The organism is uncultured Desulfovibrio sp., from assembly GCF_944324935.1.
Lineage (GTDB): Bacteria > Desulfobacterota > Desulfovibrionia > Desulfovibrionales > Desulfovibrionaceae > Desulfovibrio.
In genome coordinates this window covers 1-25,151 of record NZ_CALUYG010000039.1, presented here as the reverse complement: position 1 = coordinate 25,151, position 25,151 = coordinate 1, and the positions used below count along the sequence as shown (strand labels likewise).

The 25,151-nt window shown below is 63.5% G+C and carries 21 protein-coding genes and 2 pseudogenes; 7 read left to right on the top strand and 16 right to left on the bottom strand.

Translation table 11 applies throughout. The features are described 5' to 3' along the window. Positions 1-308 precede the first annotated feature (308 nt). The 15 genes from ftsZ to Q0J54_RS09340 all read right to left on the bottom strand — a co-directional run bounded on the left by ftsZ (position 309) and on the right by Q0J54_RS09340 (position 17,602). Positions 309-1,622, bottom strand: a complete 1,314-nt coding sequence (ftsZ, locus tag Q0J54_RS09410) for a cell division protein FtsZ (protein WP_296305216.1) — start codon at positions 1,620-1,622, stop codon at positions 309-311. A 50-nt stretch (positions 1,623-1,672) separates the two neighbouring features. Beyond that, a complete protein-coding gene (gene ftsA, locus Q0J54_RS09405; RefSeq protein ID WP_296305215.1) occupies positions 1,673-2,911 on the bottom strand; it encodes a cell division protein FtsA in 1,239 nt (412 codons plus the stop codon). 16 nt (positions 2,912-2,927) lie between these two features. Further along, positions 2,928-3,794, bottom strand: coding sequence for an FtsQ-type POTRA domain-containing protein (locus tag Q0J54_RS09400; protein WP_296305214.1), 867 nt, complete (start codon positions 3,792-3,794; stop codon positions 2,928-2,930). After that, a complete protein-coding gene (gene murB / locus Q0J54_RS09395) occupies positions 3,791-4,669 on the bottom strand; it encodes a UDP-N-acetylmuramate dehydrogenase (protein ID WP_296305213.1) in 879 nt (292 codons plus the stop codon). Before murB ends, Q0J54_RS09400 begins: the two co-directional genes overlap by 4 nt. Then, positions 4,662-6,035, bottom strand: a complete 1,374-nt coding sequence (murC, locus tag Q0J54_RS09390; protein WP_296305217.1) for a UDP-N-acetylmuramate--L-alanine ligase — start codon at positions 6,033-6,035, stop codon at positions 4,662-4,664. Before murC ends, murB begins: the two co-directional genes overlap by 8 nt. Positions 6,036-6,115: 80 nt before the next feature. Then, positions 6,116-7,192, bottom strand: coding sequence for an undecaprenyldiphospho-muramoylpentapeptide beta-N-acetylglucosaminyltransferase (murG, locus tag Q0J54_RS09385; RefSeq protein WP_296305212.1), 1,077 nt, complete (start codon positions 7,190-7,192; stop codon positions 6,116-6,118). Then, entirely contained in the window at positions 7,174-8,343 is a 1,170-nt protein-coding gene (gene ftsW, locus Q0J54_RS09380; protein ID WP_296305211.1) for a putative lipid II flippase FtsW, read from the bottom strand. The genes murG and ftsW overlap by 19 nt, the downstream gene beginning before the upstream one ends. After that, the gene (gene murD, locus Q0J54_RS09375) at positions 8,340-9,659 is read right to left on the bottom strand and encodes a UDP-N-acetylmuramoyl-L-alanine--D-glutamate ligase (protein ID WP_296305210.1); all 1,320 of its coding nucleotides are present in this window, start codon (positions 9,657-9,659) and stop codon (positions 8,340-8,342) included. The genes ftsW and murD overlap by 4 nt, the downstream gene beginning before the upstream one ends. A gap of 24 nt (positions 9,660-9,683) precedes the next feature. Next, on the bottom strand, positions 9,684-10,760 hold the full coding sequence (mraY, locus tag Q0J54_RS09370) for a phospho-N-acetylmuramoyl-pentapeptide-transferase (RefSeq protein ID WP_296305209.1): 1,077 nt from the start codon (positions 10,758-10,760) through the stop codon (positions 9,684-9,686). A gap of 3 nt (positions 10,761-10,763) precedes the next feature. Continuing rightward, complete coding sequence (murF, locus tag Q0J54_RS09365) at positions 10,764-12,179, bottom strand: UDP-N-acetylmuramoyl-tripeptide--D-alanyl-D-alanine ligase (protein ID WP_296305208.1); 1,416 nt, start codon at positions 12,177-12,179, stop codon at positions 10,764-10,766. Continuing rightward, positions 12,170-13,621, bottom strand: a complete 1,452-nt coding sequence (locus tag Q0J54_RS09360) for a UDP-N-acetylmuramoyl-L-alanyl-D-glutamate--2,6-diaminopimelate ligase (RefSeq protein WP_296305207.1) — start codon at positions 13,619-13,621, stop codon at positions 12,170-12,172. The genes murF and Q0J54_RS09360 overlap by 10 nt, the downstream gene beginning before the upstream one ends. Before the next feature lie 2 nt (positions 13,622-13,623). Continuing rightward, the gene (locus tag Q0J54_RS09355; RefSeq protein ID WP_296305206.1) at positions 13,624-15,780 is read right to left on the bottom strand and encodes a penicillin-binding transpeptidase domain-containing protein; all 2,157 of its coding nucleotides are present in this window, start codon (positions 15,778-15,780) and stop codon (positions 13,624-13,626) included. A gap of 47 nt (positions 15,781-15,827) precedes the next feature. Continuing rightward, the gene (locus tag Q0J54_RS09350) at positions 15,828-16,133 is read right to left on the bottom strand and encodes a hypothetical protein (protein ID WP_296305205.1); all 306 of its coding nucleotides are present in this window, start codon (positions 16,131-16,133) and stop codon (positions 15,828-15,830) included. Further along, positions 16,124-17,143, bottom strand: coding sequence for a 16S rRNA (cytosine(1402)-N(4))-methyltransferase RsmH (gene rsmH / locus Q0J54_RS09345; RefSeq protein WP_296305204.1), 1,020 nt, complete (start codon positions 17,141-17,143; stop codon positions 16,124-16,126). Before rsmH ends, Q0J54_RS09350 begins: the two co-directional genes overlap by 10 nt. Positions 17,144-17,155: 12 nt before the next feature. Beyond that, positions 17,156-17,602, bottom strand: a complete 447-nt coding sequence (locus Q0J54_RS09340; RefSeq protein WP_296305203.1) for a division/cell wall cluster transcriptional repressor MraZ — start codon at positions 17,600-17,602, stop codon at positions 17,156-17,158. Positions 17,603-17,967: 365 nt separating this feature from the next. Here Q0J54_RS09340 and Q0J54_RS09335 point away from each other — a divergent pair, with 365 nt between their 5' ends. The 7 genes and pseudogenes from Q0J54_RS09335 (at position 17,968) to Q0J54_RS09305 (ending at position 24,952) form a co-directional block, all read left to right on the top strand. Beyond that, the gene (locus Q0J54_RS09335; RefSeq protein ID WP_296305202.1) at positions 17,968-19,176 is read left to right on the top strand and encodes an argininosuccinate synthase; all 1,209 of its coding nucleotides are present in this window, start codon (positions 17,968-17,970) and stop codon (positions 19,174-19,176) included. Between the two features lie 83 nt (positions 19,177-19,259). Further along, a complete protein-coding gene (gene argH / locus Q0J54_RS09330) occupies positions 19,260-20,648 on the top strand; it encodes an argininosuccinate lyase (protein WP_296305201.1) in 1,389 nt (462 codons plus the stop codon). Positions 20,649-20,711: 63 nt separating this feature from the next. Beyond that, entirely contained in the window at positions 20,712-21,182 is a 471-nt protein-coding gene (locus Q0J54_RS09325; protein WP_296305200.1) for a hypothetical protein, read from the top strand. Positions 21,183-21,878: 696 nt separating this feature from the next. Beyond that, complete coding sequence (locus Q0J54_RS09320) at positions 21,879-22,058, top strand: hypothetical protein (protein WP_296305199.1); 180 nt, start codon at positions 21,879-21,881, stop codon at positions 22,056-22,058. Between the two features lie 263 nt (positions 22,059-22,321). After that, positions 22,322-22,879 (top strand): annotated as a pseudogene (locus Q0J54_RS09315) (flagellin); the annotation flags it as partial. Positions 22,880-23,548: 669 nt separating this feature from the next. Continuing rightward, a pseudogene (locus Q0J54_RS09310) lies at positions 23,549-23,848 on the top strand (flagellin); the annotation flags it as partial. 54 nt (positions 23,849-23,902) lie between these two features. Next, positions 23,903-24,952, top strand: coding sequence for an Rpn family recombination-promoting nuclease/putative transposase (locus Q0J54_RS09305; RefSeq protein ID WP_296305198.1), 1,050 nt, complete (start codon positions 23,903-23,905; stop codon positions 24,950-24,952). Here Q0J54_RS09305 and Q0J54_RS09300 read toward each other — a convergent pair. Further along, the coding region (locus Q0J54_RS09300; protein ID WP_296305197.1) for a hypothetical protein at positions 24,941-25,151 on the bottom strand (211 nt) is incomplete at its 5' end. The two genes, Q0J54_RS09305 and Q0J54_RS09300, sit on opposite strands and share 12 nt — an antisense overlap.

The following is a 25,151-nucleotide window of genomic DNA, read 5'->3' as shown; positions in this document are numbered from 1 at the left end:
TTTGAGGCTGCCGTACAAATCCGCTGTATAGCGATATGGCTCAAGGTGTTAACTTAACTCGTGTAGACACTATCTAGCAAATCAAAAGGAGTTTTTATAACACACGCAAAGCTTTAAGCTTTTTTGAACCTCCCGCCTAGCGGGAGGTTTTCTTCATACAAAAAGTCCGCGTTGTTTCATCACAACGCGGACTTCTGCGGACTTGAGAGGAATGCACTGGGAGGCCCCCAATGGGCCTCCCGGCGGGCATTTCAGGGCCGAAGAGGCAAGCCCTGAAAGTTGTATGTACTGCCTTCGGCTGCGCTGGCCTAGTCGGCCTGCGTGCGGAGGAAGGCAGGGGTTTCGCAATCACTGTCGCTGTACAGGAAATCTTCCTGCCCCGGGGTATGGCGCTGCTGGCGGCGACGGTCTCCCTTCATGACAAAGGGATAATCGCTGCTGTTGGCGTCATACCAGGAGCTGATCTCCTCGGTGCGCGACTGACGGCGCATCGGCCGCATCTGCGGTTCGGCCTGAGGCTGCTGCTGCCCGTAGACAGGCGGCTGTTCGGCGCGCACCACGCGGCGACCTTCCGTGCGTACGGCATTAGCCCCGGCCTTGCTGAACGGCGTCACCGTCGCCGGAGCGACCGGTTTGGCCTCCACGGCCTGCGGCGGCTCAATGCCGGTGGCGATGACGGTGATGCGGATTTCATCACCAACTTCTTCATCAAAGACCACGCCAAAGATGATGTTGGCGTCTTCGGGTGCGGCTTCGGCGATGATGTCGCCGACTTCCTGGATCTCTTCGGCGGAGATGTCCTGCGGAGCCGTGATGTTGTACAAGACGGCCTTGCAGCTTTCCAGCGATACGTCTTCGAGCAGAGGACTCATAATGGCCCGCTGGGCGGCCTCGCGGGCACGGTTTTCCCCGGAGGCCATGCCCGTGCCCATGAGCGCCAGCCCGGCCTCGGACATGGTGGTGCGCACGTCGGCGAAGTCAAGGTTGATGATGCCCTCCCCGAGGATGACGTCGGAGATGCCCTTGACCGCGTAATACAGCACCTCGTTGGCCCGTTCCAGCATGCGGCTGAAGGGTTCCTTCTTGGGGGCAAAGGCCATCAGGCGGTCATTGGGGATTATGATCAGACAGTCCACATGCTGCTTGAACTCCTCAAGCCCCACCTCGGCAGCGCGCTTGCGCTTGATGCCCTCGAAGGTAAAGGGTTTGGTCACCACGCCGACGGTCAGCGCGCCCAGCTCCTTGGCGGCCTGCGCCACCACGGGCGCCGCGCCGGTGCCGGTGCCGCCGCCCATGCCGGCGGTAACGAAAACCATGTCGGCATCGCCGATGGCTTCGCGAATGGCGTTGATGCTTTCCAGGGCGGCCTCACGCCCCACGTTGGGATTGGCCCCGGCGCCAAGGCCGCGCGTCAGGCTTTCGCCGAGCTGCACCTTGAGGGGGGACGTATTTTTATTGAGCGCCTGCACATCGGTGTTGGCGCACACGAATTGAACACCCTTCAGTCCAGAGTCGATCATGTTCTGCACGGCGTTGCCGCCGCCGCCGCCGACGCCGATAACCTTGAGTTTGGCGCTGCTGGCCAGCGAGGTGTCGATTTCATCCATGATAGACTGAGACATGCTTCCTCTCCCTTGTATGTTGTCTGTTTGCCCGCAAATGAAACTGAAAGCTAGGAAATGTCGGAAAACCACTTCTTCATGCGCGCCAGCAGCCCGTCGAACATACTGCTTTCGTTGCGCGAAGAGGTGAACTTCTTCTGTCCGCCCATTTCCTTTTCCGCGCCGTAGCACAAGAGCCCCACTGCCGTAGAGAACTTGGGACTGTTGACCACGTCTTTCAGACCACCCACATTGCGCGGATAGCCTATGCGCGTCGGAAGGTTGAAGATCTGCTCGCCCAGCTCCTGACAGCCTTCAATGAGCGACGTCCCGCCCGTCAGGACGACGCCGGCCCCGATGAGATCCTTGTAACCGGAGCGCACGAGGCTCTGGTCCACGAGATAGAGGATCTCTTCCATGCGAGGTTCGCAGATCTCCGCCAACACCTGGCGCGAAAGGCGGCGCGATTCACGCCCCCCCACGCTCGGCACTTCGATATATTCGTCGGCGCGCACCAGATCGGTCAGGGCGCAGCCGTACTTGATCTTGATCTTTTCGGCCGAGGCCACCGGCGTACGCAGGCCGAAGGCGATGTCGTTGGACAGATTCTGCCCGCCCAGCGCCAGCACGGCCGTGTGCTTGATGGCGTCGTTGGCGAAGATGGCGATGTCGGTCGTGCCGCCGCCCAGATCCACCAGCGCCACGCCGATCTCCCGTTCCTCGTCCGTCAGCACGGCCTTGGCCGAGGCAAGGGACTCCAGCGCGATCTCCGACACCTCGAGCTGGGCCCTGTGACAGGAGCGGACGATGTTCTGCGCCGAGGAGATGGCCCCGGTGACGATATGCACCCGCACTTCCAGCCGTACGCCGGCCATGCCGAGCGGATCGGCAATGCCGTACTGATTGTCGACAATGTATTCCTGCGGCAGGATGTGGATGACCTCCCTGTCCGCCGGGATGGCCACGGCCCGCGCCGCGTCCAGGACGCGGTCGATGTCACGTTGCGTCACCTCGCCGCCCTTGACGGCAATGACCCCGTGACTGTTGATGCCCATGATGTGGCTGCCGGCTATGCCGACATAGACGGAATTGATCTCGCAGCCCGCCATGAGTTCGGCCTCTTCCACCGCCTTGCGCACGGATTGCACCGTCTGCTCGATATTGACGACCACCCCCTTGCGCAGGCCGGTGGAGACACTGTTGCCAATGCCCACCACTTCGATGATGCCGGCCTCGTTGAGCTGGCCCACCACCGCGCAAATCTTGGTCGTTCCGATATCAAGACCGACAATGAGATCAGACTTGTTCATTCCTGCCACCCTGAGCTCAACTGCGTACCTTCTGATTCAAAATCACCCACACGTTTCCGTGAACCGCCCTCACATCGCGCACATTGCGCAATTCCTGCCGCCGTGCCAGGTCGCCCAGCGTGGCTCCCAGCCTCGCCAGATTGCCGCTCCAGTCATCGGTGGCGATGGAGAGGCGCATTTCCCGGTCTTCCAGATAGACTTCCACCCCCCGTGCCGGACTCAGCGTCACCGACGCCACCGCGCCCGACTCCACAGGCAGGCTCCCGCTGTTCAGATCCGCCATGAGCCGTTCCAGATACGGGATGGCGTCCTCTCCGCCCGGTTCCACAGCCAGCGTGGGCAGGGAGAGGAAATTTTCGCTCTCGACCGGCGCTATGATCTCGCCGCGCTCATTGGCGTAATACAACACGCCGTCCTTGTGCACCCAGAAGGAGGGCATGCGCTCCTTGAGGCGGATGATGAAACGATCCGGCAGCAGCCGTTTGACGGAGACCTCCTCCACCCACGGAGTGTCCCGCAGCCTGCGTTCCATTTCGGTAATGCTCACGGAAAGGCTGTTGTCCCCCTCCTGGATGCCGCCGTATTTCAGCACCATCTCGCGGGAGAGCCGCACATTCCCGGTAACGTCGATATGCGTGGTGGCAAAGAACTCGCTCGTCGTCGCCTTGCCGTACAGCCACAGACTCAAGGAGCAGACTCCCGTCACCACCGCGGCCACAAAAACCAGCAGCGCGCACAGGGTAAGCACACTGGCAAGACTGCCGCGCATCAGGTGCAGCCTGGGCAGGGGCAGGCGAAGGTTTCTCAGCGTGGCCCAGACCGACACCTTTTCCCTGCGGTAGCTGTTGCGAACCTGTTTTTTGCGCTTGAACGACAGATTCACGACACTATCCTGACTTCCGGCTCGAGTGTGACACCGAATCGACGCCTTACCTCATCTTCAGCCATCCGCATCAGGTCAAAAGCTGCCGAGGCGCTCCCCTTGCCCGTGTTGACGAGAAAATTCGCATGCAGAGGGGAAAACATCATACCGCCCAGCGACTTGCCACGATACCCGGCCGCGTCCAGCAGCTTCCCGGCGGAACGATCGGGAGCGGGATTTTTGAAGACACATCCGGCGCTCCATGCGGTCACAGGTTGTTTAGACTTTTTCTCAAAAAAGTTGTGACGCATGACTAAAGAAATGTCATCCTTTGCCTTGCGGGTCAAGCTAAAAGTGCCTGACAACACGAGATAGCCCGCGACTTCGCCGGGCATGCGCATATGCCGGTAACCGTATGACAACTGCGAACCGTCCGCATCACGGATTTGCGAGCCGTCAAAAAAACGTACTGAAGCAAGATTCGGGCCAACTTCACAGCCAAATGATCCGGCATTCATGGCAACAGCGCCGCCGACACTCCCGGGGATGCCCACCAGTCCTTCCAGGCCGCTCAAACCGTGTGCGGCACAAAAGCGCAACAGTCGTGGCAAGGGTACGGATGCCCCCACACGAACCATTACCCTTTCTCCCTCATCACGCACAACAGTCGGTTCACCCTCTTCCGCATAACGTACAAGAATGACGGGTAAATCGCCGTCAGCGGCGAGGATGTTCGTCCCCGCCCCCAGGAAGAACAGCCTTCCGCCAAGCTGTTTTTGGCGCTCCGCAAGGCGGAAGACATCGTCCTCCGCCTCGAGATGCAGTTCCGCGATGGCTCTTCCGCCCAGGCGGATGCTGGTGCGCTCCGCCAGAAGGGGGGATGGCGTTTCACGCATGACCGCTGCCCTCCAGCCAGAGCGGCCCCACGCGGGTGATGCTGCCCGCGCCCAGCGTCAGCAGCACGTCCCCGGACTGAAGAACGGCAGGCAGTTCCCGCACCAGATCATCCAGCGTCTGAAAATAGCTCACCGGCGTCGCGCAGACCTGGCGCATGCCCTGGGCCAGGCTTTCGCCGGAAACGCCGGGTATGGGTTTTTCCCCGGCGGCATAGATTTCTGTCAGCAATATCTGGTCGACCGGCTCGAACACCTTGCAGAATTCGCCGAAATGCGCCTGCGTGCGGCTGAAGCGATGCGGCTGGAAGGCCGCGATGATGCGACGGCCGGGAAACACCTGCCGTGCGGTCTCCAGCGTGGCGGCGATCTCCGCCGGATGGTGACCATAGTCGTCCACCACGGTCACGCCGTCGCGCTCGCCCTTGAATTCAAAGCGACGGGCCACACCGGCAAATCCGGCGAGTCCCTCAGCGCAGCGGGCAAAGGGGATGTCCGCCTTCAGGGCCGTGCCGATGGCCGCCAGCGCATTGAGCACATTGTGATGCCCGGGGTGCGGCAGCCGCACGTCGCCGAGGCATTCGCCATCCAGAAAGACCGTGAAGCGGCTGGCGGCCCCACTTTCCCGCATCTCGGCGCGCAAGCGCGCCTCCTCGCTGAAGCCGTAGGTCAGTACCGGCCGCTTGACCTGCGGCAGCAGACGGCGCACGCCGGGATCGTCCACGCACACCACATTGCAGCCATAAAACGGCACCTTGTTCATAAAGTGAACAAAGGCCTCGTCCAGCGCCTGCTGGGTTCCGTAATGGTCGAGATGATCCTCGTCCACATTGGTCACCACGTTGAGGATGGGGAAAAGGCAGAGAAAGGAGGCATCCGATTCGTCGGCTTCGGCGATGAGGTATTCCCCCGACCCCAGATGGGCGTTGGTGCCGTAGACATTGAGCCTGCCGCCGATGATGACCGTGGGGTCCAGCCCCGCCGCGTCGAATATGGCGGCGGTCAGCGAAGTCGTGGTGGTCTTGCCGTGCGTGCCGGCGATGGCGATGCCCTGCCGCAGGCGCATGAGCTCGGCCAGCATCTCCGCGCGCGGGATGATGGCGATATTGCGCCGCCGGGCCTCGACCACTTCAGGATTGTTTTCCGCGATGGCGGTCGATTTGACGAGCACCTGCACGTCACCCACGTTTTCGGGCGCATGGCCGATGGCGATGTCCGCGCCCAGCGTGCGCAGATGCCGTACCACGGCGGAATCCGCCATGTCGGATCCCGAAATCTGATAGCCCTGGCTGAGCAGCACCTCGGCGATGCCGCTCATGCCGGCGCCGCCGATGCCCACCATATGGATGCGGCGCACCCGGTCATTCATTCCGCTTCGTTCCACGTTCTGTCCCTTTATCCGTCATCCCGCCATGCCGGCAGGCTGTTTCCTCGATTTTCCCGCTCGGCTCACGCCTGTGTCCGGGCCTGCCGTTCCAGCACCTCGCAGACGGTCTCCGCCGCCTGCGGCCGGGCGGCACGACGGGCGGCCTCGCTCATCCGGCGGCGTTCTTCCGGCGCATCCAGCAACGCAATGACGCTCCGCAACAGCTCCGCTTCCCGCATGCGGTCCTCCGCGAGCCAGCGGGCCGCGCCGGCCTCGCTCAGGGCAACGGCATTGCCGCGCTGATGATCATGCGCCGCATGGGGGAAGGGCACGAGCACGGCGGGCAGTCCCGCGGCGCACAGCTCCGCCACCGTGGTCGCGCCGGCCCGGCAGAGCGCCAGATCCGCCCAGGCATAGGCGGAGGCCATGTCGTCGATGAAGGGGCTGACACAATCGGCGTCAAACCCCGCGGACACATAGGCTGCCCGCACGGCGTCATAGTCGGCCTTTCCCGTCTGATGGCGCACCTCCACCCCGGCTTCCCGCAACAGGGCAAGCTGTTCCGTCACATAGACATTCAGGGCATGCGCGCCCTGCGAGCCGCCCATGATCAGCAGCCGCCGGCTCGTGAACGCCCGTGGGCGCTCTCCCACGGCGGCCACCGCCGCCCGAACGGGATTACCGGTCAGTACGCATTTTTCCGGCGCAAAACCCCGCGTCGCCTCCAGCGACAGGCAGACCGTCCCTGCCAGCCGTCCCAGCAGACGGTTGCTGGCCCCGGCCACGGCATTCTGCTCATGCAGTACGCAGGGCACGCCGCACAGCCTGGCCGCCAGCAGCGGCGCAAAGGCGGCATAGCCGCCGAAGCCCGCCGCCACGTCGGGACGAAAGCGGCGAATCAGGCCCACGGCCCGACCGCAGGCGGCCAGCATGCGCGCCGAGGCCATGACCCCGCGCCAGCCGCGCCCCACCAGCCCGCGAACGGGCAGCCCCGCGAATTCCACCCCGGCCTGTGCCGCCAGCCGGGCCTCGGGCCCGTACTGCGATCCGACGAACAGAAGGCGTATGCCCGGATGCCGTCCGCGCAGCGCCTCGGTGACGGCAAGCGCCGGGAAGATATGGCCGCCGGTACCGCCGGTGGTCAGGAGGACTTTTTCCATCCGTCCGCCGTCCTTGAAAAATTGAGCAACAATCCCACACAGATGAGCGTCGCCAGCAGATTGCTGCCGCCGTAGCTCACCAGCGGCATGGGCACGCCCTTGGGCGGCGCGACCCCCATGACCACCGCGAGGTTCATCACGCAGCCCATGACGATGATGACCGTGATGCCGAAGGCCGTAAAACGATCCCGCAGCTCCTTCTGTCCCATGATGATGCGGTAACAGCGCCAGAAAAGCATGGTGAAGAGCAGCATGACCACGCTCACCCCCACGAAGCCCAGCTCCTCGCCCAGCACCGCCATGATGAAGTCGTTGTGCGCTTCCGGCAGATAGAACATTTTCTGCTTGCTGGCCCCGACCCCCACGCCGAAGAAGCTCCCCGAGCCGAAGGCCAGCAGGGATTGCACAAGGTGATACCCCGTGTTGGACGGGTCGGCAAAGGGATCGAGGAAGGCCAGCAGACGGCGCAAGCGGTACGGAGAGGCGATGGCCAGCGCCATGGCCCCGGCCACTACCAGCGCCATGGCGAAAAACAGGTAGATGAAGCGCGTCCCTCCTGCCACGCACATGAAAAAGAGCAGACTGGCCAGCACGACCGAGCTGCCGAAATCCGGCTGGAGCAGCAGCAGGAAGCAGAACAGGCCGGTCACCGCAAAGGGCGGGATGACGCCGCGGCTGAACGTCTTTATGAGATCCTGCTTGCTGCTCATAAAATAGGCCAGATAGAGCGCCATGGAGATCTTCACGAATTCCATGGGCTGGATCGAGATGGGCCCGATGGGTATCCAGCGGCGCGCCCCGTTGATGGAGGGCGCCAGCGGCGAGAGCGTCAGCAGCAAAAGCAGCAGGGAGAGCAGCAGCGCCGGATACTGGAGCTTGTACAGCCAGGCCCGGGGCATGAGCGCCGCGCCCCACAGCCCCAGCAGACCGACCACGGCAAAGACCACCTGCCGCTTGAAGAAATAATATTTGTCGCCGTTGTCTATCTCCGCCACGATGCCGCTGGCCGACAGCACCATGATGAGGCCGATGGCAAGGATGATGACGGTCAGCGTGAACAGCCACCAGTCGAACCCTCCCGGGATGGCCTTTTCAGCCACGCGCGCCAGCACGCTGGCCGCCTTGCTTTCGCGGAAACTGTTTTTCTTCATGCCAGGGCACCGACGATGCGTTTGAAGTCCTCGCCGCGCTTGATGTAGCTTCCGTACTGGTCAAAGCTGGAGGTGGCGGGCGCAAGCAGCACCACGTCCCCCTTGCAGGCCGTATGGGAAAGCAAGGTCACCGCTTCCTTGAGGTGCTCGTGCCAGTGCATGGGGACGATGTCGCCCCAGGCTTTCTCGAACACGTCGCGACTGCCGCCGAACAGGGCCACCTCCTGGACCTTTGCCTGCACAAGGGGAGCCAGCGCCGCCAGATCGCCACCCTTGAACTTGCCGCCGCACAGCAGGCGCACAGGCTGGTCGAAGGATTCCAGCGCCACCTTGAGTGCCGCCACGGTGGTGCATTTGGAGTCATTGACGTAGAGCACGCCGCGATGCCGGCGCACCCGTTCCAGCCGGTGCGGCAGGGGCCGGAAGGCGGCCACGGCGGCCGCGGCATTGGCCTCGCTCACGCCGAAGAAACGGCAGGCCAGCCAGGCGGCCTCCACGTTGAAATTGTTGTGCGCGCCGAGCAGCTGGCAGTCCGCAAAGCGCGGCGGGCGGTCGGCGGGAATGAAGATCTGCTGCCGCGCCCGCAGCCGGAACGCCCCGGCGAGTTTACGCAATCCCTCGCCCATGATGGCCAGGTCCCCTTCTTCCTGACAGCGGAAGATGCGGAATTTGGCCTCAACGTATTCGGCCATATCCTTGTGATGATCCAGATGGTTGGGCGAGATGTTGAGGATCACCCCCACGCGCGGGCAGAACGTCGAGCAGCCCTGGAGCTGGAAGCTGGAAGCTTCCAGCACCAGCACGTCGGCCCGACGGCCGGACAGCACATATTCGGAGAGCGGCGTGCCGATGTTACCGCCCAGAAAAACGGCATATCCCTGCTTCTGGAGCATGGCGGCGGCCAGGCTGACGGTGGTGGTCTTGCCGCTCGTGCCGGTCACGGCCAGAACGGGCTCGCCGTCCAGATAGCGCCAGGCAAGCTCCATCTCCGCCATGATCTCGCAAGAGGTACGGGCCGCCTGCGGACCCATCATCTCGCGCAGCGCGGCAAGCGGCAGGCCCGGGCTGGCCACCACCAGCACGGCGTTCTCGAAAAGTTCCGGCGTGTGCTCGCCAAAAAGCACCTCCACTCCCGCCCGTTGCAGGGCCGCAAGCGTGGTCAGGTCGATGGCGTTACGGTTGCGCTCCAGCAGGCGCACCCGGGCCTTTTCCCGACGCAGCAGCTTTGCCGCGGCAAGGCCGGAGCGGCCGGCGCCCACCACCACGGCCAGTTCCCCGGGCTGGATGCGCCGTCCGCGATTGCGTTCCAAAGCCATAAGCGTTCTCCTCTCCCTTCCCCGCTAGCGCAGCTTGAGGACGGACAGGGCCATGAGCCCCAGCAGTATGGACGTGATCCAGAAACGGATGATGATCTTCGATTCCGGCACGCCCTTGAGTTCAAAATGATGGTGCAACGGCGCCATGCGGAAAAGCCGCTTGCCGCCCGTCCAGCGGAAATAGCCCACCTGCATGATGACGGAGAGCGTTTCCGCCACGAACAGGCCGCCCACCACGGCCAGCACCAGCTCCTGTTTGCTCAGCAGGGCCAGGTAGCCCAGCACGCCGCCGAGGCTCAGGGAGCCCACATCGCCCATGAAGATTTGCGCCGGATAGGCGTTGAACCACAAAAAGCCCAGCCCGGCCCCCACCAGCGCGCCGCAGAAGACCGTCACCTCTCCCATGCCCGGCACATAGGGCACCAGCAGATAGGAGGCCATGCGCGCATGGCCGGTGATGTAGATGAAGATGGCAAAGACCACGCCGGCCACGATGCTCGGGCCGATGGCCAGGCCGTCCAGCCCGTCCGTGAGATTGACGGCGTTGGAGGCCGCCACCATGACGAACATGCCGAAGGGGATGTAGAAAATACCCAGATCCGGCGTCCAATCCTTGATGAAGGGGATGGCCAGCGTGGTATTGCAGCGCTCATCCATATAGAGGGCCAGCATGGCCGCAAGGGCCACGGCCGCCTGTCCGGCCAGTTTGGCGCGGCCGCTGATGCCCCGGTTCTTGTGGTGGCGCAGCTTGGTCAGATCGTCCCAGAGCCCCACCAGTCCGAAACCCACAAAGACAAAGAAGGTCTGCCAGATATGGGAATTACGCAGATCCGCCCAGAGCAGCAGGCTCACGCCGAGGCTGAACAGCATAATAATGCCGCCCATGGTGGGCGTGCCGGCCTTGCCCGCGTGGGCGGCCACATCCTCGTGGATATACTGTCCGCATTTGATCCGGCGCAGCCAGGCGATGAAGCGCGGCCCGACCAGAACGGAGATGACGAGCGCCGTCATCAGCGCCGCCAGGGAACGGAACGAAATATACCGGAAGACGTTGAATGCCGACCACTCCTCGGCAAGGGGAACCAGCAGCGAGTAAAACATGCCTCACATCCCCCGCTGTCCTGCCGCCTGATCCTGCAGGACGGTCACCCACTCTTCCAGCGCATTGCTGCGCGATCCCTTGAACAGCACAAGCCCCCCGTGCGTCGCGCCGGCGGCCGTTTCCTTCAGGCAGGCGCGGAACTCCCCGGCATCCGCGGGAGTGCGGAAGATTCCCGCATAGCCGCCCTGCTCCAGCCCGGCACGCACGGCATCCGCCTGGCCGCCTTTCCAGAAGACGGCCGCGGGGCGGACTTCCGCCAGATGGCGGCCCAGCCGCTCATGCTCCCGTACGGCAAGCTCGCCCAGTTCGCGCATCTCGCCCAGCACGGCGATAAAGACGCCGTCGCCCTCGCTCCGGGCCAGCTCGGCCGCGGCATCCAGCATGCGGCGCATGGAAAGCGGATTGGCGTTGTAGGTGTCGTCAATGATCCGCCACGGGCCCGCCTGTTTGCGTACGAAACGCTGGGCGGGCAGGCTGGCCCCGGCCAGACCGCGGGCGATGGTCTCCGGCGTCAGCCCCAGCAGGGAGGCCACGGCCGCCACGGCGATGCAGTTTTCCGCGCCGTAGCTGCCCCGGAAGGGAGCCAGCACCTCGCAGGGCCTGCCGTCCAGGCTCAGACGGTAGCGACCCCGCCCGCCCTCATTGCCCGCCGGCGCGCCGCGGAACTGGAGCGGGCGGCCTTCCGCGGTGAAATACAGCAGATCGCCGCGCACGGCCCGGGCCTCGCGCACCAGATCGGGATAGTCCGCGCTGATGAGGCAGATGCCGTCCCGCGGCACATAGCGCAGCAGGCGCGCCTTGTGCCAGGCCACGCCGCATGCGCCCAGCCCCTCGGTATGCCCGGCCCCCGCATTGAGGATGAGCGCCACATCCGGTCGCAGGATCCCGCCCAGCTCGTCCATGTCGCCATCGTGACTGATGCCGACTTCCATAACCCAGAAATCCTCGTCGCCGTCGGCGGCCAGCAGGGAGAGCGGCAGACCTATCTGATTATTCAGATTGGCGGCGTTGCGGGCCGTCCTGCCCGCAAGGGCCAGCGTCTGGGCCAGCAGTTCCTTGACCGTGGTCTTGCCGGCCGTGCCGGTGACGGCGATGACCCGGACGCCGGCGCAGCGGTCGCGCCACAGCGCCGCCATGCGGCCCAGCGCCTTCACGGCATCCTCCACCCGCAGATACGGAACCCGCACCCCCTCTGGCATGGCCTGCGGCGCACGCGTCCCCAGGATGGCCGTTGCCCCGGCCTCCTGTGCCTTCAGGGCGTAATCGTGCCCGTCCACATGCTCGCCCGCCAGACAGACGAAGAGCGTCCCCGGCCGTACGGCGCGGCTGTCCGTCGCCACGGCGGTCATTTCACGGTCATCTTCCGGCGGCAGCGCGCATCCGGCGGCCGTCGCCAGTTCACTCAGCTTTAGGCGCACCCCAGTATCTCCCGTACCACTTCCTGATCGCTGTAGTGGTGCTTGACGCCCTGAATGATCTGATAATCCTCGTGTCCCTTGCCCGCGATGAGAAGGGCATCCTGCGGGCCCAGCATCTCAAGGGCCTTGCGCGTGGCCGCACGGCGATCCACTTCCACCAGCACTTCCCGCGCGTCCCGCAGACCGGGCAGCACGTCCTGAAGGATGGCTTCCGGATCCTCGAAACGCGGATTGTCCGACGTCAGCACGGCCACATCCGCATATCCGGCCACCGCCTCGCCCATGCGGGGACGCTTGCCGCGATCCCGGTTGCCGCCGCAGCCGAAGACCGCCACTATCCGTTTGAAGCCCGCGCCGCGCAGGGCCTGCAACACATTGACCAGCGCATCCGGCGTATGGGCATAGTCCACGAAGACATTGAGGCCGCGCGGGTTCTCCACCCGCTCCAGCCGGCCGGGCACGCCGCGAAAGCCCGCCAGCGCCTGCAGCGCGGCCCGCGGCAGGCCCAGGCCCAGGGCCAGCGCCTGCACGCCCAGAAGATTGAGGGCGTTGAACTGCCCCACCAGCGGCGAACGCAGCTCCCAGCTCTCCTCTCCCAGCGACATACGCAGGTGCAGGCCGTCGGTGCCGGAATGCAGGATCTCGCCCCGCAGATGCCGCCGTCCGTCCGCTGCCGCGTGCAGCCCGTAGGAAAGAGCGGTCGGACAATCCTCCAGCAGGCGGCGGCCCCAGGCATCGTCGGCATTGATGGCAAGTGCCTTGTCCGGTGCGGGCAGTTCACGAAACAGCCGGGCCTTTGCCGCAAAATACCGTTCCATGTCGGGATGGAAGTCCAGATGATCCTGGGTGAGGTTGGTGAACAGGGCCCCGGCGAACGGGATGCCGCCCACCCGCTGCTGTTCCAGCGCGTGCGAGGAGACCTCCATGACCGCCGTATCCACGCCCGCTTCGGCCATGCGGGCCAGCATGGCGTGGATGCTCAGCGGATCCGGCGTGGTCAGGGGCGCATTCTCCACATGGCCGGGCCAGCGATAGCTGACCGTGCCCAGCACGCCCACCCCGTGCCCCGCCGCCGTGAACAGATGTTCCAGCAGATACGCGCTGGTGGTCTTGCCGTTGGTACCGGTGATGCCCAGGATATTCAGCGGATGCGCCGCCGTGTGCCAGCGCGCCGCGGCCAGCCGCCACAGCGCCTCGCGCGGGTCGGGATGCGGGATGATGCGGCAGGACGGCTCCTCGCCGCAGGCGGCGGCAGCCTCCGGCGTGCAGACGATGACGGCGGCCCCGGCCGCGCGTGCGGCGGGGATGAAGCGCGCCCCGTCCTCCGTTGCGCCGGGCACGGCCACAAAGACGTCGCCCGGCCCCACCTGCCGCGAGTCGGCACGGACTTCCATGCCGCCCTTGTCCACCTGTTCGAGCAATGCTGCAAATGCGCCCTTCATGCCTATTTCTCCGATAGCCACAGGATGTACCTGACGTTCTTGCCTTCTTCCGCCCAGTCGCTCCCGGCCGGGGGGCTCTGCTTGACCACCTTGGTGCCGTTGCCCTTGAGCTCGGGCACGACGCCCGCCCGGGCGAAGAGTTCCACCGCATTGCGCAGGCTCTTTCCGCGCACGTCCGGCACCTTGGTGCTGGCGCGACTGCGATGGCCGGGCAGCTGCATGCCGTCCGTGACATGGCGGGCAGGCGTCACCACGGCTTCGGCCAGATAGGGAGCCTCCGGCAGCGCCAGCTTGAGCCCGCGCTGGCGGTTCGTCTTCTTTTTCTCTTCCTTTTCCTCGGCCCCGGCCGTCGGCACGATGGCCCCGCTGTAGGTGATGCTGCGGGCCGCTATCTCGCGGAACACCGGCGCGGCCACCACGCCGCCGTACTGATTCTTGGTGGGTTCGTCCACCAGGACCACGATGAGGTAGCGGGGATCGTCCGCGGGCAAAAAGCCCACGAAGGAGGCCAGACGCTTGTTGCCGTACGATCCGGCGCGGCGGTCGGCCTTCTGGGCCGTGCCGGTCTTGCCGGCCACCTCCACGCCCTCGATGCGGGCCCGTTTGCCGGTCCCGTCCTTCTCCTCGACCACATCGCGCATCATCTTACGCACCTGTTCCACCACCGCCGCGCGGAAGATGCGGGGATGGCGCTCCTCAACGTTGCCATCCTCTCTGAGCAGGCGCAGGGGCTTGTAGACGCCGTCATTGAGCAGGGTCAGGTAGGCCTGCGCCATTTGCAGACCGGTCACGGAAACGCTCTGCCCGAAGGCGGCGGACATGATGTCCACGTCGCTCCAGTCCCGGGGGATGCGCAAAATGCCACGACTGTCGGCCACAGGCACCACCGCGTGCTCGCCGAAGCCGAGGGCCCGCAAATACCGGTAGGTCGTCGCCGCGCCCAGCTCCAGGCCGATCTTGGCCATGCCGATGTTGGAGGAATAGCGCAGCACCTTGTGAGCGGGCAGCACCCCTTGTCGCGAGGTGTCGCGAATGGTGAACTTCTTGGTCTCCCAGCGGCCGTTCTCGCAGTCGATGGGGGTCGTGGTGGCGATCTTCTTCTCTTCCAGCGCGGCGGCCATGATGAAGGGCTTGAACGTCGAGCCCGGTTCCAGGGCATCGGCGGCCAGACGGTTACGATAGACCACCGGACTGGATTCGCGGTAGTTGTTGGGATTGAAGAAGGGATACTGCGCCCAGGCAAGGATGTCGCCCGAGGGCACATCCACCACCAGCGCCCCGCTCCATTTGGCGTCGAAATCCCGCGCGGCGCGGGCCACGGCCTCCTCGGCGATGAACTGCATCTGCACGTCGATGGTCAGGGTGATGTCCTCGCCACGCGGCTCGGAGCGCCCCTCCTCATGCAGATAGAAGCGGCGGCCCGTGGCGTCGCGCTGCACCACCTGCCGCGTGGGCAGCGAGCCCAGCCGTGAATCCAGCGAGCGTTCGATGCCTTCCAGGCCCTTGTCGTCCAGCCCCACGAAGCCCAGCAGCTGGCCCGCCAGATGCTTGAAGGGGTAGACGCGGTCATATTCCTTGGTCAGGCCGATGCCGGGGATATTGGCCCGGCGCACCGCCTCGGCGGTGTAGTCGTCCACCTTGCGGCGCAGCCAGACGAAACGCCGGCTGGTCTTGGAAAGCTCGTCATAGAGTTTTTGCGGCTCGAGCCCGAGGATGGGGCCGAGCGTATTGGCCATGCTGAGGAAATCCTGGATCTCGCGCGGCTTGGCGTAGACGGAACGGGCTTCCACGCTGCGGGCCAGCACCTGCCCGTTGCGGTCGAAGATCATGCCGCGACGGCCGGTCACCAGCTCGGTGGCCGTGTGCTGCCGGTTGGCGCGGTCCGCCAGGCGCGGCCCCATGATCATCTGGAGATACCAGGCCCGACACCAGAGCCCGCCCCAGATCAGACAAAAACCGATGACCACCACATTGATGCGGGCGCGCGACCAGTCCATATTGGCCCAGAAGCTCTTTTTGGCGGCGCTTCGGGATGTGCTGGGCTTGTCGCCCGAGGTATGCCCAAGGATGCGCGAGGCCTCAGGCTGCCGTTTCCGCGGCCTGTGCTCATTTTTTTTCGACGTGTTGCGCTTGTTGCGCGACAGCGAAAATCTCAGCATGTCCCGTACCTCTTTCCCTGTTCCCGGCGGCGGTCATCCGCGGCCCTCTAGTTGAGCTGGAGACGGCGCACCTGCCCGGGCCTGGGCTCCGTCATGCCGAATTCCTCGGCCCGGCGGCGCAATTCATAGGGCGAAAGCAGCCGTTCGCGTTCCACCTGAAGCTTGGCCCGCAGGGATTTACGCTCGTTGAGGGTGTTCTGGGCGATATTGATGAAATAATTGGTATCCATGCGTTCGATGTTCACCCAGACCAGCACGAGCCCCATGCTCATGCAGGCGATGACGCCCCAGGCCAGCACCAGCAGCCAGCCGCGCCCGCTGGCCCGTTGAAAAACCATCTTTTTCATGCGCATGCGCCGTCGCTCCCCGCCGTGCCGTCCTCGGCGATCTTTTCCGCGGCGCGCAGCTTGGCGCTGCTGGCACGAGGATTGCGGGCCAGCTCATCCTCCCCGGCCTGGACGGGCTTTTTGAACAGGATGCGAACCTCGGGCTCATGGCCGCACACGCAGCGCATGACGTGCCGCGGGCAGCGGCAGCCCTCGGCCCAGTGACGCATGGCCTGCTTGACCATGCGGTCCTCCAGCGAATGAAAGCAGATGATGGCCAGGCGACCGCCCAGACGCAGACGCCGCAAAATGCCGTCCAGGAACCGTTGCAGTTCTCCCAGCTCGTCATTGACCGCCATACGCAACGCCTGGAAGGTGCGCGTGGCCGGATGGCGGCGGGCCTTTGCCCGCCACGCCGCCGGATAGGCGCGCTCCACCAGCGCGGCGAGCTGAGCCGTGGTGTCGATGCCGTCCTTCTGGCGGGCATCCACGATGGCGCGGGCGATGCGCCCGGCCTGCGGCTCCTCGCCCAGGGTGGCGATACATTCCTTGAGGCGGTCGAAACTTTCCCTGTTGACCCAGTGCCATGCCGACGGCCTGCCGGAATGCTGATCCATGCGCACGTCCAGCGGCCCGTCGCCGTAAAAGCTGAAGCCGCGTTCGGCCTCGTCCAGCTGCAGGGAAGAGACGCCGATGTCCAGCAGCGCCCCGTCGAGGCTGTCCCAGCCCAGCGCATCCAGCGCGTCGGCAAAGCGGCTGTATTCGCAATGCACGCCGTGGAAGCGTTCCCCGTAAGGAGCCAGACGCCGCCGGGCCAGCGCCAGCGCCTCCTCGTCCCTGTCCAGACCGCAGACGCTCACCCGCGGCGAGGCCTCCAGCAGAGCCTGTGTGTGCCCGCCGAGCCCCAGCGTGCCGTCCAGAATGCGCACGGGGCCTTCTCCCTCCTGCCAGAGAGGGGCGAAGACCGCCAGCGTTTCGCATGGCAGCACGGAGATATGGCGCGAGGCGATGTCGCATGAAGAGGAGGCAGAGACCATGACGGAAACCTCTTACAAGGAGAACTCTATGCCGCTGGCCGCCAGTTCGGCGGAAACATCCGTGAGCTCGATGGCGTCGTGGCGGCCCTGATCCCAGATTTCAAACTTGTCGAGCATACCCACCAGCACCACGTCCTTGCACAATCCCGCCTCGCGCATGAGCGGTTGCGGAATGCGAACGCGCCCCTGCTGATCGGGGATCATTTCCTGCGCGAGCCCGATGACCTTGGACTTGAAGTTGGAGAGCGCAGGCGAGGGAAAACGGATACGACTCAGCTGCTCGATGATGTTTTCCCACTCATCGGGCAGGTAGGCCGTCAGATGACCGTAGTAGGCCGTGAGCCAGAACGTCCCGTCCCCGCCTTCGGCCTGAAGGCCGTCGCGGAACCCGGGAGGCAGCATAAGACGCCCCTTGGCGTCCAGGCTGCGGTTGAAGCTGCCACGAAAGAGCTTTCTCACGATCTACCACACGATTACCATGTTTTACCACTTTTTCCCACTTATGCCCCAAGCCCTACCCCCTGTCAAGCAAGCCCGCCGACTGGATTGAGCAATCAATGAATTGAAATAATTAGATATTTTAAAAGCGCCTCGTGCCTCCGTCCCCCACGCTCTCCCACGCCCTTCCCCCGCCAAACGCCCGCCCGGCGCGCCCTTTCCGCCATCGCGTCCGCAGCGGCCCCCAGGAAAATCTCCCACCATCTCCCACATCCCGTGACGGCATGGGGCCCTCCCCGGCCGGGCAGCCCCCCGCCGCACACGGGACTTGCCAAAGCGGACGTTTGCGGCGATACTTGTTGCCTACATTTTCTAGCGAGGCTGCCATGAGCAACAAAATCAAAAAAGTGGTGCTTGCCTACTCCGGCGGGCTGGATACTTCCGTCATCCTTAAATGGCTCATCGAAACCTATCACTGCGAAGTCATCACCTGCACGGCCGACCTCGGCCAGCCGGAAGACCTGAGCGGCGTCGAGGCCAAGGCCTACAAGACCGGCGCGTCCAAGGCCTATGTGGTGGATCTGCGCGAGGAGATGGCCCGCGACTTCGTCTTTCCCATGATGCGCGGCGCGGCCCGTTACGAGAATCGCTACATGCTGGGGACCTCCATCGCCCGGCCCTGCATCACCAAGGCCCTCATCGACATCGCCCGCAAGGAAGGGGCCGACGCCATTTCCCACGGCGCCACCGGCAAGGGCAACGATCAGGTGCGCTTCGAGTTCTCCGCCAAGGCGCTCGCCCCGGACATCAAGGTCATCGCCCCCTGGCGGGAGTGGGACCTCATGTCCCGTACGACCCTCAACGCCTTTGCCGAAAAGCACGGCATCCCCATCTCCTCCGCCGCCAAACGCTACAGCATGGACGCCAACATGCTGCACACGAGCTTCGAGGGCAGCGAGCTGGAAGACCCGGCCAACGCCCCGCACGAGTCCTGCCATGAGCGCTGCGTGCCCGTGGAACAGGCCCCCAACGAGCCGGAGATCATCGAAGTGGGCTTCGAGGCGGGCAACCCCGTTTCCGTCAACGGCGAGAAGCTCTCGCCCTACAACATCATCCGCGTGCTGGCCGAAAAGGCCGGCAAGCACGGCATCGGCCGCGACGACATGGTGGAGAACCGCTATGTGGGCATGAAGTGCCGCGGCGTGTACGAAAACCCCGCCGGGACGCTGCTCTTCGCCCTGCAGCGCGACCTTGAAGGCATCTGCATGGACCGCGAGCTGCTGGCCATCCGCGACCAGCTGTCCGTGCCCTATTCCCATGCCATCTATAATGGTTACTGGTTCTCGCCCGAGCGCGAAGCCATGCAGGCCTTCTTCGACAAGTCGCAGGAGACCGTCACCGGCACGGTGCGGGCCAAGCTCTACAAGGGCGGCGTCTGGCCCCTGTGCCGCACTTCCCCCTACTCGCTCTTCTCCGAAGACCTGGCCACCTTCGAGGGCGGCGACTACGACCACAAGGACGCGGCGGGCTTCATCCGCCTCAACGGCCTGCGGCTCGGCATGTACGCGGCCATCAAGGCCAGGATGGGCAAGTAGCCCCGTCTCTTCCGTGACAACAGGCGCGGACGGCCGTGGGGTGTCCGCGCCTTTTCCGTCTTTTTTCACCGCCGGAGCAGCATATGAGCACCAATCAGAGCTGGGGAGGCCGGTTCGCCGAAGGCCCCCGGGAAGCCGTCGCCGCCTACACCGATTCGCAAACCTATGACCGCGCCCTCTACGCGCAGGATATCCGCGCCTCGCAGGCCCACGCCCGCATGCTGGGCCGCCAGGGCATCATCACCCCGCAGGAGGCGGAGACCCTCGTCTGCGGGCTCAATGCCGTCAAGAAGGAAATCGAGGACGGCGTCTTCGTCTGGAAACCGGCGCTGGAAGATGTGCACATGAACATCGAGGCCCGGCTCACCGAACTCGTGGGCGATACGGGCAAGAAGCTCCATACCGGTCGCAGCCGCAATGATCAGGTGGGCCTCACCTTCCGCCTCTTCGTCAATGACCGGCTGGCCGACTGGCAGCGGGCGGCGGCGCAGCTCGTCAGCACGCTCGTACGCCTGGCCGACGGCCATCAGGCCGACATCCTGCCCGGCTGCACCCATCTGCAACCCGCTCAGCCCGTCAGCCTTGCCCACCACCTGCTGGCCTATGCCTGGATGTTCGCCCGCGACGTGGACCGGCTGGACGATGTGCGCAAGCGGGTACGCATCTCCCCGCTGGGCTGCGCCGCCCTGGCCGGCACCACTTACCCGCTCGATCCCAAAAGCGTGGCCCGGGAAGTGGGCTTCGAACGCTTCTACGGCAATTCCATGGACGGCGTCTCCGACCGGGATTTCGTGCTGGAAGCCCTCTTTGCCGCCTCCTGCATCATGGCCCATCTCTCGCGCCTCTGTGAGGAGATCATCCTCTGGGCCAATCCGGCCTTCGGCTTCGTGAGCCTCTCCGACGGCTACTCCACAGGCTCCTCCATCATGCCGCAGAAAAAGAATCCCGACGTGGCCGAGCTCATGCGCGGCAAGACGGGCCGCGTCTACGGCGCGCTCATGGGCCTGCTCACCACGGTGAAAGGCCTGCCGCTCACCTACAACCGCGACCTTCAGGAGGACAAGGAAGGCTTCCTCGATACCGACCGCACGGTGACGGCCTCCCTTACCCTCATGGCCGGCATGCTGGACGAGACCACCTTCCGCACCGACCGCATGCGCGCCGCCTGCGCCCGCGGCTTCCTTAACGCCACGGAACTGGCCGACTATCTCGTGGGCAAGGGCCTGCCCTTCCGCGAGGCCCATCACGTCACCGGGCACGCCGTGGCCCTGGCCGAAAAAGAAGGCAAAGGCCTCGAAGACCTCACCCTCGAACAGCTCCGCACGCTGGATGAGCGCATCGGCGAGGACGTCTATGCCGTGCTGGACTACGACGCCGCCGTCCGCCGCCGCGAAACCCCGGCAGGGACGGGCCCCAAGTCCGTGGCCCGCCAGCTCGAGCAGCTGCGCCAGTGGCTCGCAGACCGCGCGTAACCGGTACGTTTCGGGGAAAGGCGACCCGCCATCCCCTCACTCTCAACAGGATATCGCCCACACATGACAAAACGCCTGCTGACCGCCGCGGCCCTTGCCGCCGGCCTGACCCTCGGCCTCTCCGCCTGCTCCGACAGCGACGTCATCCCCGAACCTCTGGAAAAAAGCGCGCTGGCGCTGGAGGATGCCATCGACCGCCTTCAGGACGACCCCGGCAATGACCCCCTGGCCCAGACGCTCGCGGCCATCGTCCTCACACGGGACATGCCCGCGCACAAGGACGAACGCCGGGCCGGTCTCTCGCGTGAGGCACTGGACCAGCAACGCTTTGACGCCGCCTGCGCGGCGGCCCTCGCCATGAGCGATACCGACCGGCGCGACGGCACGCTGGCCGACGTGGTGCACGCCGCCTCAGCCCAGTGCCGCAGCCTGCCCTGGGCCGCCTTCGCCGCCCTGAAGATCGGCAAGGAAGACATGGCCGAAGGCCTCCGCCGCGAAGTCGTGCGCCGCTGGCAGCAGTGCGAACAGCAGTAGGCCGCCCTGCGCTGCCTGCGGGGCTTTTTTGCGGGGGGAAAGGAGGGGGCTTTTTGAAAAAAGCCCCCTCCTTTCCCCCCGCACCCCCCTTTCCTCCCGCAAAAACTTTTCTTTGGGAGGGTGACAAGGGAGCGTTTGCCCGACAGGCTCCCCCCGACCGCAGGTCTCCCGGCGGCACACCAGCAAAAGACTACCCAGCTCCCGATAACGTCGGCACACGACCGCCCCGTCCGACAGCCCATCACCAAGCCCCCGCGTTTCGCCTTCTTTCCGTCCGTGGCGCCGATTCGGGAAGAGAGAGTCCCTCACATATAGTTTCCTAGATGTTGTGTTCCGACAGGTTGTTCACCCTTTCCTCATTCGGTAAGTTGGAAGTTACCAGACAAACCAACAAGCGAGCGAGAAAAAGGGGGAACAACCTGTCGAAACACAACAGACCTGCTGCCCCTGCTGGATGAGCTTGCGGAGCGCCTGCAAGAACCGCCCTACCGGCGTCTGCGCCGGGCCTTTACGGTCTGGATCGCGCGGGTGGTGCTGCAACGCGCCGGAATGGCGACGGGAACTGCCGAAATAAACGATTTGCTGGAGGTGCGAGCCATGCTTGCGGAACGCGTAACGCAATGGTAAGATGAATGTATCCGGCAGGGTGTCGTCATCGGACGCGAGGAAGGGATTTCCATCGGGGAAAGCCGGGGCATGATGCTCATCCTTCGCGACCTGCTGGAATCCCGCCTGGGAACGCCGCCGCCAGCCGTGGAAGAGGCCCTGACGGCCATAACGGATTCCCGGAAGCTGCGCGGCCTGATGCGGACGGCGCTGCGTGCCGCTTCCTACGCCGACTTTCTTGATGAAGTGAGGCGGCGTCAGGCAACATAGCCTTCAACAATTCATGCGAAATATCCACGCCAATGCCCCGTCATGCGATGTTGCCGCAAGCAAACCGCTGGGAATGGATACTGACAAGATACAGAATCACACGCCCGAAAAGAGAGACAACGCCATGTTGATGCCCACACGCGCCGCATATTCGATATATATATATATATATATATATATATATATATATATTGCGCGAACGCGTCCCGTAACCGGGGCGGCAATACCTCGCGCCCCGTAACTTCTTTCGCAAGAGCACTCCCATGACCGCCTCCATCAGAAACAATCTTCTCGCCGTCAATGCAAGCCTTCATCTCAAGGCTCACTACAATGAGCTGGCCACCTCCGTGCGTCGTCTGTCCACCGGACTGCGCGTGGAACGCGCGGCGGACGATGCGGCGGGTCTGGCCATCAGGGAGCTGATGCGGGCGGATGTGGCTACCCTCCATCAGGGCGCGCGCAACGTCAACGACGCCATCTCCCTGATTCAGACGGCGGACGGGGCGCTGGGTGTCATCGACGAGAAGTTGATTCGCATGAAGGAGCTGGCGGAACAGGCGGCCACCGGCACCTACGATTCCACCCAGCGTTTGATGATCGACAGCGAGTTTCAGCAGATGGCCTCGGAAATCGAGCGCATAGCCCGCGCCACGGATTTCAACGGTATTCATCTGCTGGACGGTTCGCTTTCCGGCCCGCACGACGGCTCGCAGATGGAAGCGACCGGCGCGCTCAAGATTCACTTCGGCACAAGCAACGACAGCGCGGAGGACTATTATTACATAGAGATTGGCGACGCCACCCTGAAGGGGCTGGGCCTGATGGACGGCGGGGAAAATGCGGGAAACAATCAAGGGGCGGGGAATGTGGGGGGCGGCGGGGGAGGGGCGGGATATGGCGGCGTACCAATTTTAAGTGATAAGGTACAACAAGGAATAAATCAGACATTTAATTCTGGCATTATTTCTTTTGGAGTGATCCCGAAAGGAACTACGAATCTTTCAATAAAAATTTTTGATCATGGCCAAAATGATGATATACAAATCTTTACGCGTGATGGAAAACATATTTCTGGGACTATTCTTAATGATTGGTATGTACAGAATCCTGGTTCGACAGCATTTATCAATGAAAACAATGGATTCCTTACAGGTGCGAGCTACGATAAAACCTACTTAAACGGATCAGGAAACGACTTACCATTTATAGATAGCTCAACATTGCATAATTTTTCTTATAATGGAATGAATTTTGGCTATAGTGGGAATGGGGATCAAAATGGAGCACCTGTAGTCATTCCTGACACTACTTATGAAAATTTGACAATAGATACCGTTACAGAAGATTTAATTGTTATAATCAGCGGAACGGGTACATTCGACATCACCGCCAACTGGACAACAATGCCCGCTCCGGGAACGCAGCCGGGGGGTGACCCCACGCAGCCGGTCGATCCCGCTCTGCCAAATGCGGAAGGCGGCACGCTCATGTCCATCAAGACGCAGGAGCTGGCCCAAAAAGGCATTGTGCGCCTCAACGAGGCCATTGTCCGCAAGGATCAGATTCGTGCCCACCTCGGCGCGGTGCAGAACAGGCTGGAAAACACCGTCACGAACCTCAATATTCAGGCCGAGAATCTGCAAAATGCCGAATCCCGCATTTCCGACGTGGACGTGGCCACGGAAATGACGACCTTCGTCCGCAACCAGGTACTCACGCAATCGGCCTCCTCCATGCTTGCCCAGGCCAACTCCTTCCCGCATATGCTCATGGAGCTGATCGGAGGGTAAGCGGCAACGGACTGGCGGGACGGCATACCGCCATTGAGAACTTCGGGAGAAAACGTGTCTCGGAATCACATGCGGCACGATACGGGCTACAAGGCTCTTTTCAGCGATCCGGAAATGCTGGCCTCGCTGTTGCGCGATTTTGTGCCGGAAAGTTTCATTGCCGATTTGGACTTCGGCACGCTGGAACGCTGTTCCGGCAGCCATGTGACGGACGATTTGCGCGAGCGCCATGACGACATGATCTGGCGTGTACGCTGGAAAGGCGATACATGGTGCTATCTCTATGTTCTGCTCGAATTTCAGAGTTCGGTGGATCACTGGATGGCCGTGCGCGTGCTGGCCTATACGGCCCTGCTCTGGCAGGATTTGATCAGGACGGGCGCAATCAGGGAAGGCGACCGCCTGCCGCCGGTCTTCCCCATTGTGCTGTATAACGGCGGCCGCCGCTGGACAGCGCGGCAGGATGTGGCCGAACTGCTGCCCGACCTTTCCGGGCCGCTGGCGGCCTGCCAGCCGCGCCAGCGGTATTTTCTTCTGGAAGAAAGTCAGGTATCCGAAGAACATCTGTATGCCAGCGCGGGCATTGCGGCGCTGCTGTTGCGTCTGGAACGGGCGCAAAAACCGGAAGACCTGCTGCCCCTGCTGGATGAGCTTGCGGAACGCCTGCAAGAACCGCGCTACCGGCGTCTGCGCCGGGCCTTTACGGTCTGGATTGCGCGGGTGGTGCTGCAACGCGCCGGAATGGCGGCGGGAACAGCCGAAATAAACGATTTGCTGGAGGTGCGAGCCATGCTTGCGGAACGAGTAACGCAATGGAAAGATGAATATATCCGGCAGGGCGTCGTCATGGGACGCGAGGAAGGGCGCGAGGAGGGCTTGTCCATCGGACGCGAGGAAGGGCTCTCCCTTGCCCTGCACACCTTGCTGCAATCTCGATTGGGAACCGTGCCGGAAAATGTTAGCAAGGCGCTTGAAGGCGTCAGCAATACGCAACGACTCTGCGAACTGATGCTCGTTGCCGCCCGTGTTGCCTCATACGAAGATTTTCTTGCGTCTCTGACACAGCGGGAAAACAACGGGGCGCGGGGCGCATCAGCGCAATGACGTGTTTTTCAGTCCCATGTGGAAAAAGAGCTTTGCCCTTGCCGACTGGAAGTCCGCAAGGGCTTTGCTTAGATAACATCCGACATACTTCTTGCTATGCAAGTTTTCTCCAAAGAATACATGCCAAAGCAAGGTAAAGCAGTCCCATAAAATTGACGAGGTAACAACAGAAGCGAGTGCGCAGACTCCGAAAACCCTT

What these genes read in the sequence shown, in the direction of transcription:
- ftsZ (WP_296305216.1), bottom strand. Translation starts at nt 1,622, where the DNA reads ATGTCTCAGTCTATCATGGATGAAATCGACACCTCGCTGGCCAGCAGC.
- ftsA (WP_296305215.1), bottom strand. Translation starts at nt 2,911, where the DNA reads ATGAACAAGTCTGATCTCATTGTCGGTCTTGATATCGGAACGACCAAG.
- murB (WP_296305213.1), bottom strand. Translation starts at nt 4,669, where the DNA reads ATGCGTGAAACGCCATCCCCCCTTCTGGCGGAGCGCACCAGCATCCGC.
- murC (WP_296305217.1), bottom strand. Translation starts at nt 6,035, where the DNA reads ATGAATGACCGGGTGCGCCGCATCCATATGGTGGGCATCGGCGGCGCC.
- murG (WP_296305212.1), bottom strand. Translation starts at nt 7,192, where the DNA reads ATGGAAAAAGTCCTCCTGACCACCGGCGGTACCGGCGGCCATATCTTC.
- ftsW (WP_296305211.1), bottom strand. Translation starts at nt 8,343, where the DNA reads ATGAAGAAAAACAGTTTCCGCGAAAGCAAGGCGGCCAGCGTGCTGGCG.
- murD (WP_296305210.1), bottom strand. Translation starts at nt 9,659, where the DNA reads ATGGCTTTGGAACGCAATCGCGGACGGCGCATCCAGCCCGGGGAACTG.
- mraY (WP_296305209.1), bottom strand. Translation starts at nt 10,760, where the DNA reads ATGTTTTACTCGCTGCTGGTTCCCCTTGCCGAGGAGTGGTCGGCATTC.
- Q0J54_RS09360 (WP_296305207.1), bottom strand. Translation starts at nt 13,621, where the DNA reads ATGAAGGGCGCATTTGCAGCATTGCTCGAACAGGTGGACAAGGGCGGC.
- Q0J54_RS09355 (WP_296305206.1), bottom strand. Translation starts at nt 15,780, where the DNA reads ATGCTGAGATTTTCGCTGTCGCGCAACAAGCGCAACACGTCGAAAAAA.
- Q0J54_RS09350 (WP_296305205.1), bottom strand. Translation starts at nt 16,133, where the DNA reads ATGCGCATGAAAAAGATGGTTTTTCAACGGGCCAGCGGGCGCGGCTGG.
- rsmH (WP_296305204.1), bottom strand. Translation starts at nt 17,143, where the DNA reads ATGGTCTCTGCCTCCTCTTCATGCGACATCGCCTCGCGCCATATCTCC.
- Q0J54_RS09335 (WP_296305202.1), top strand. Translation starts at nt 17,968, where the DNA reads ATGAGCAACAAAATCAAAAAAGTGGTGCTTGCCTACTCCGGCGGGCTG.
- argH (WP_296305201.1), top strand. Translation starts at nt 19,260, where the DNA reads ATGAGCACCAATCAGAGCTGGGGAGGCCGGTTCGCCGAAGGCCCCCGG.
- Q0J54_RS09325 (WP_296305200.1), top strand. Translation starts at nt 20,712, where the DNA reads ATGACAAAACGCCTGCTGACCGCCGCGGCCCTTGCCGCCGGCCTGACC.
- Q0J54_RS09320 (WP_296305199.1), top strand. Translation starts at nt 21,879, where the DNA reads ATGATGCTCATCCTTCGCGACCTGCTGGAATCCCGCCTGGGAACGCCG.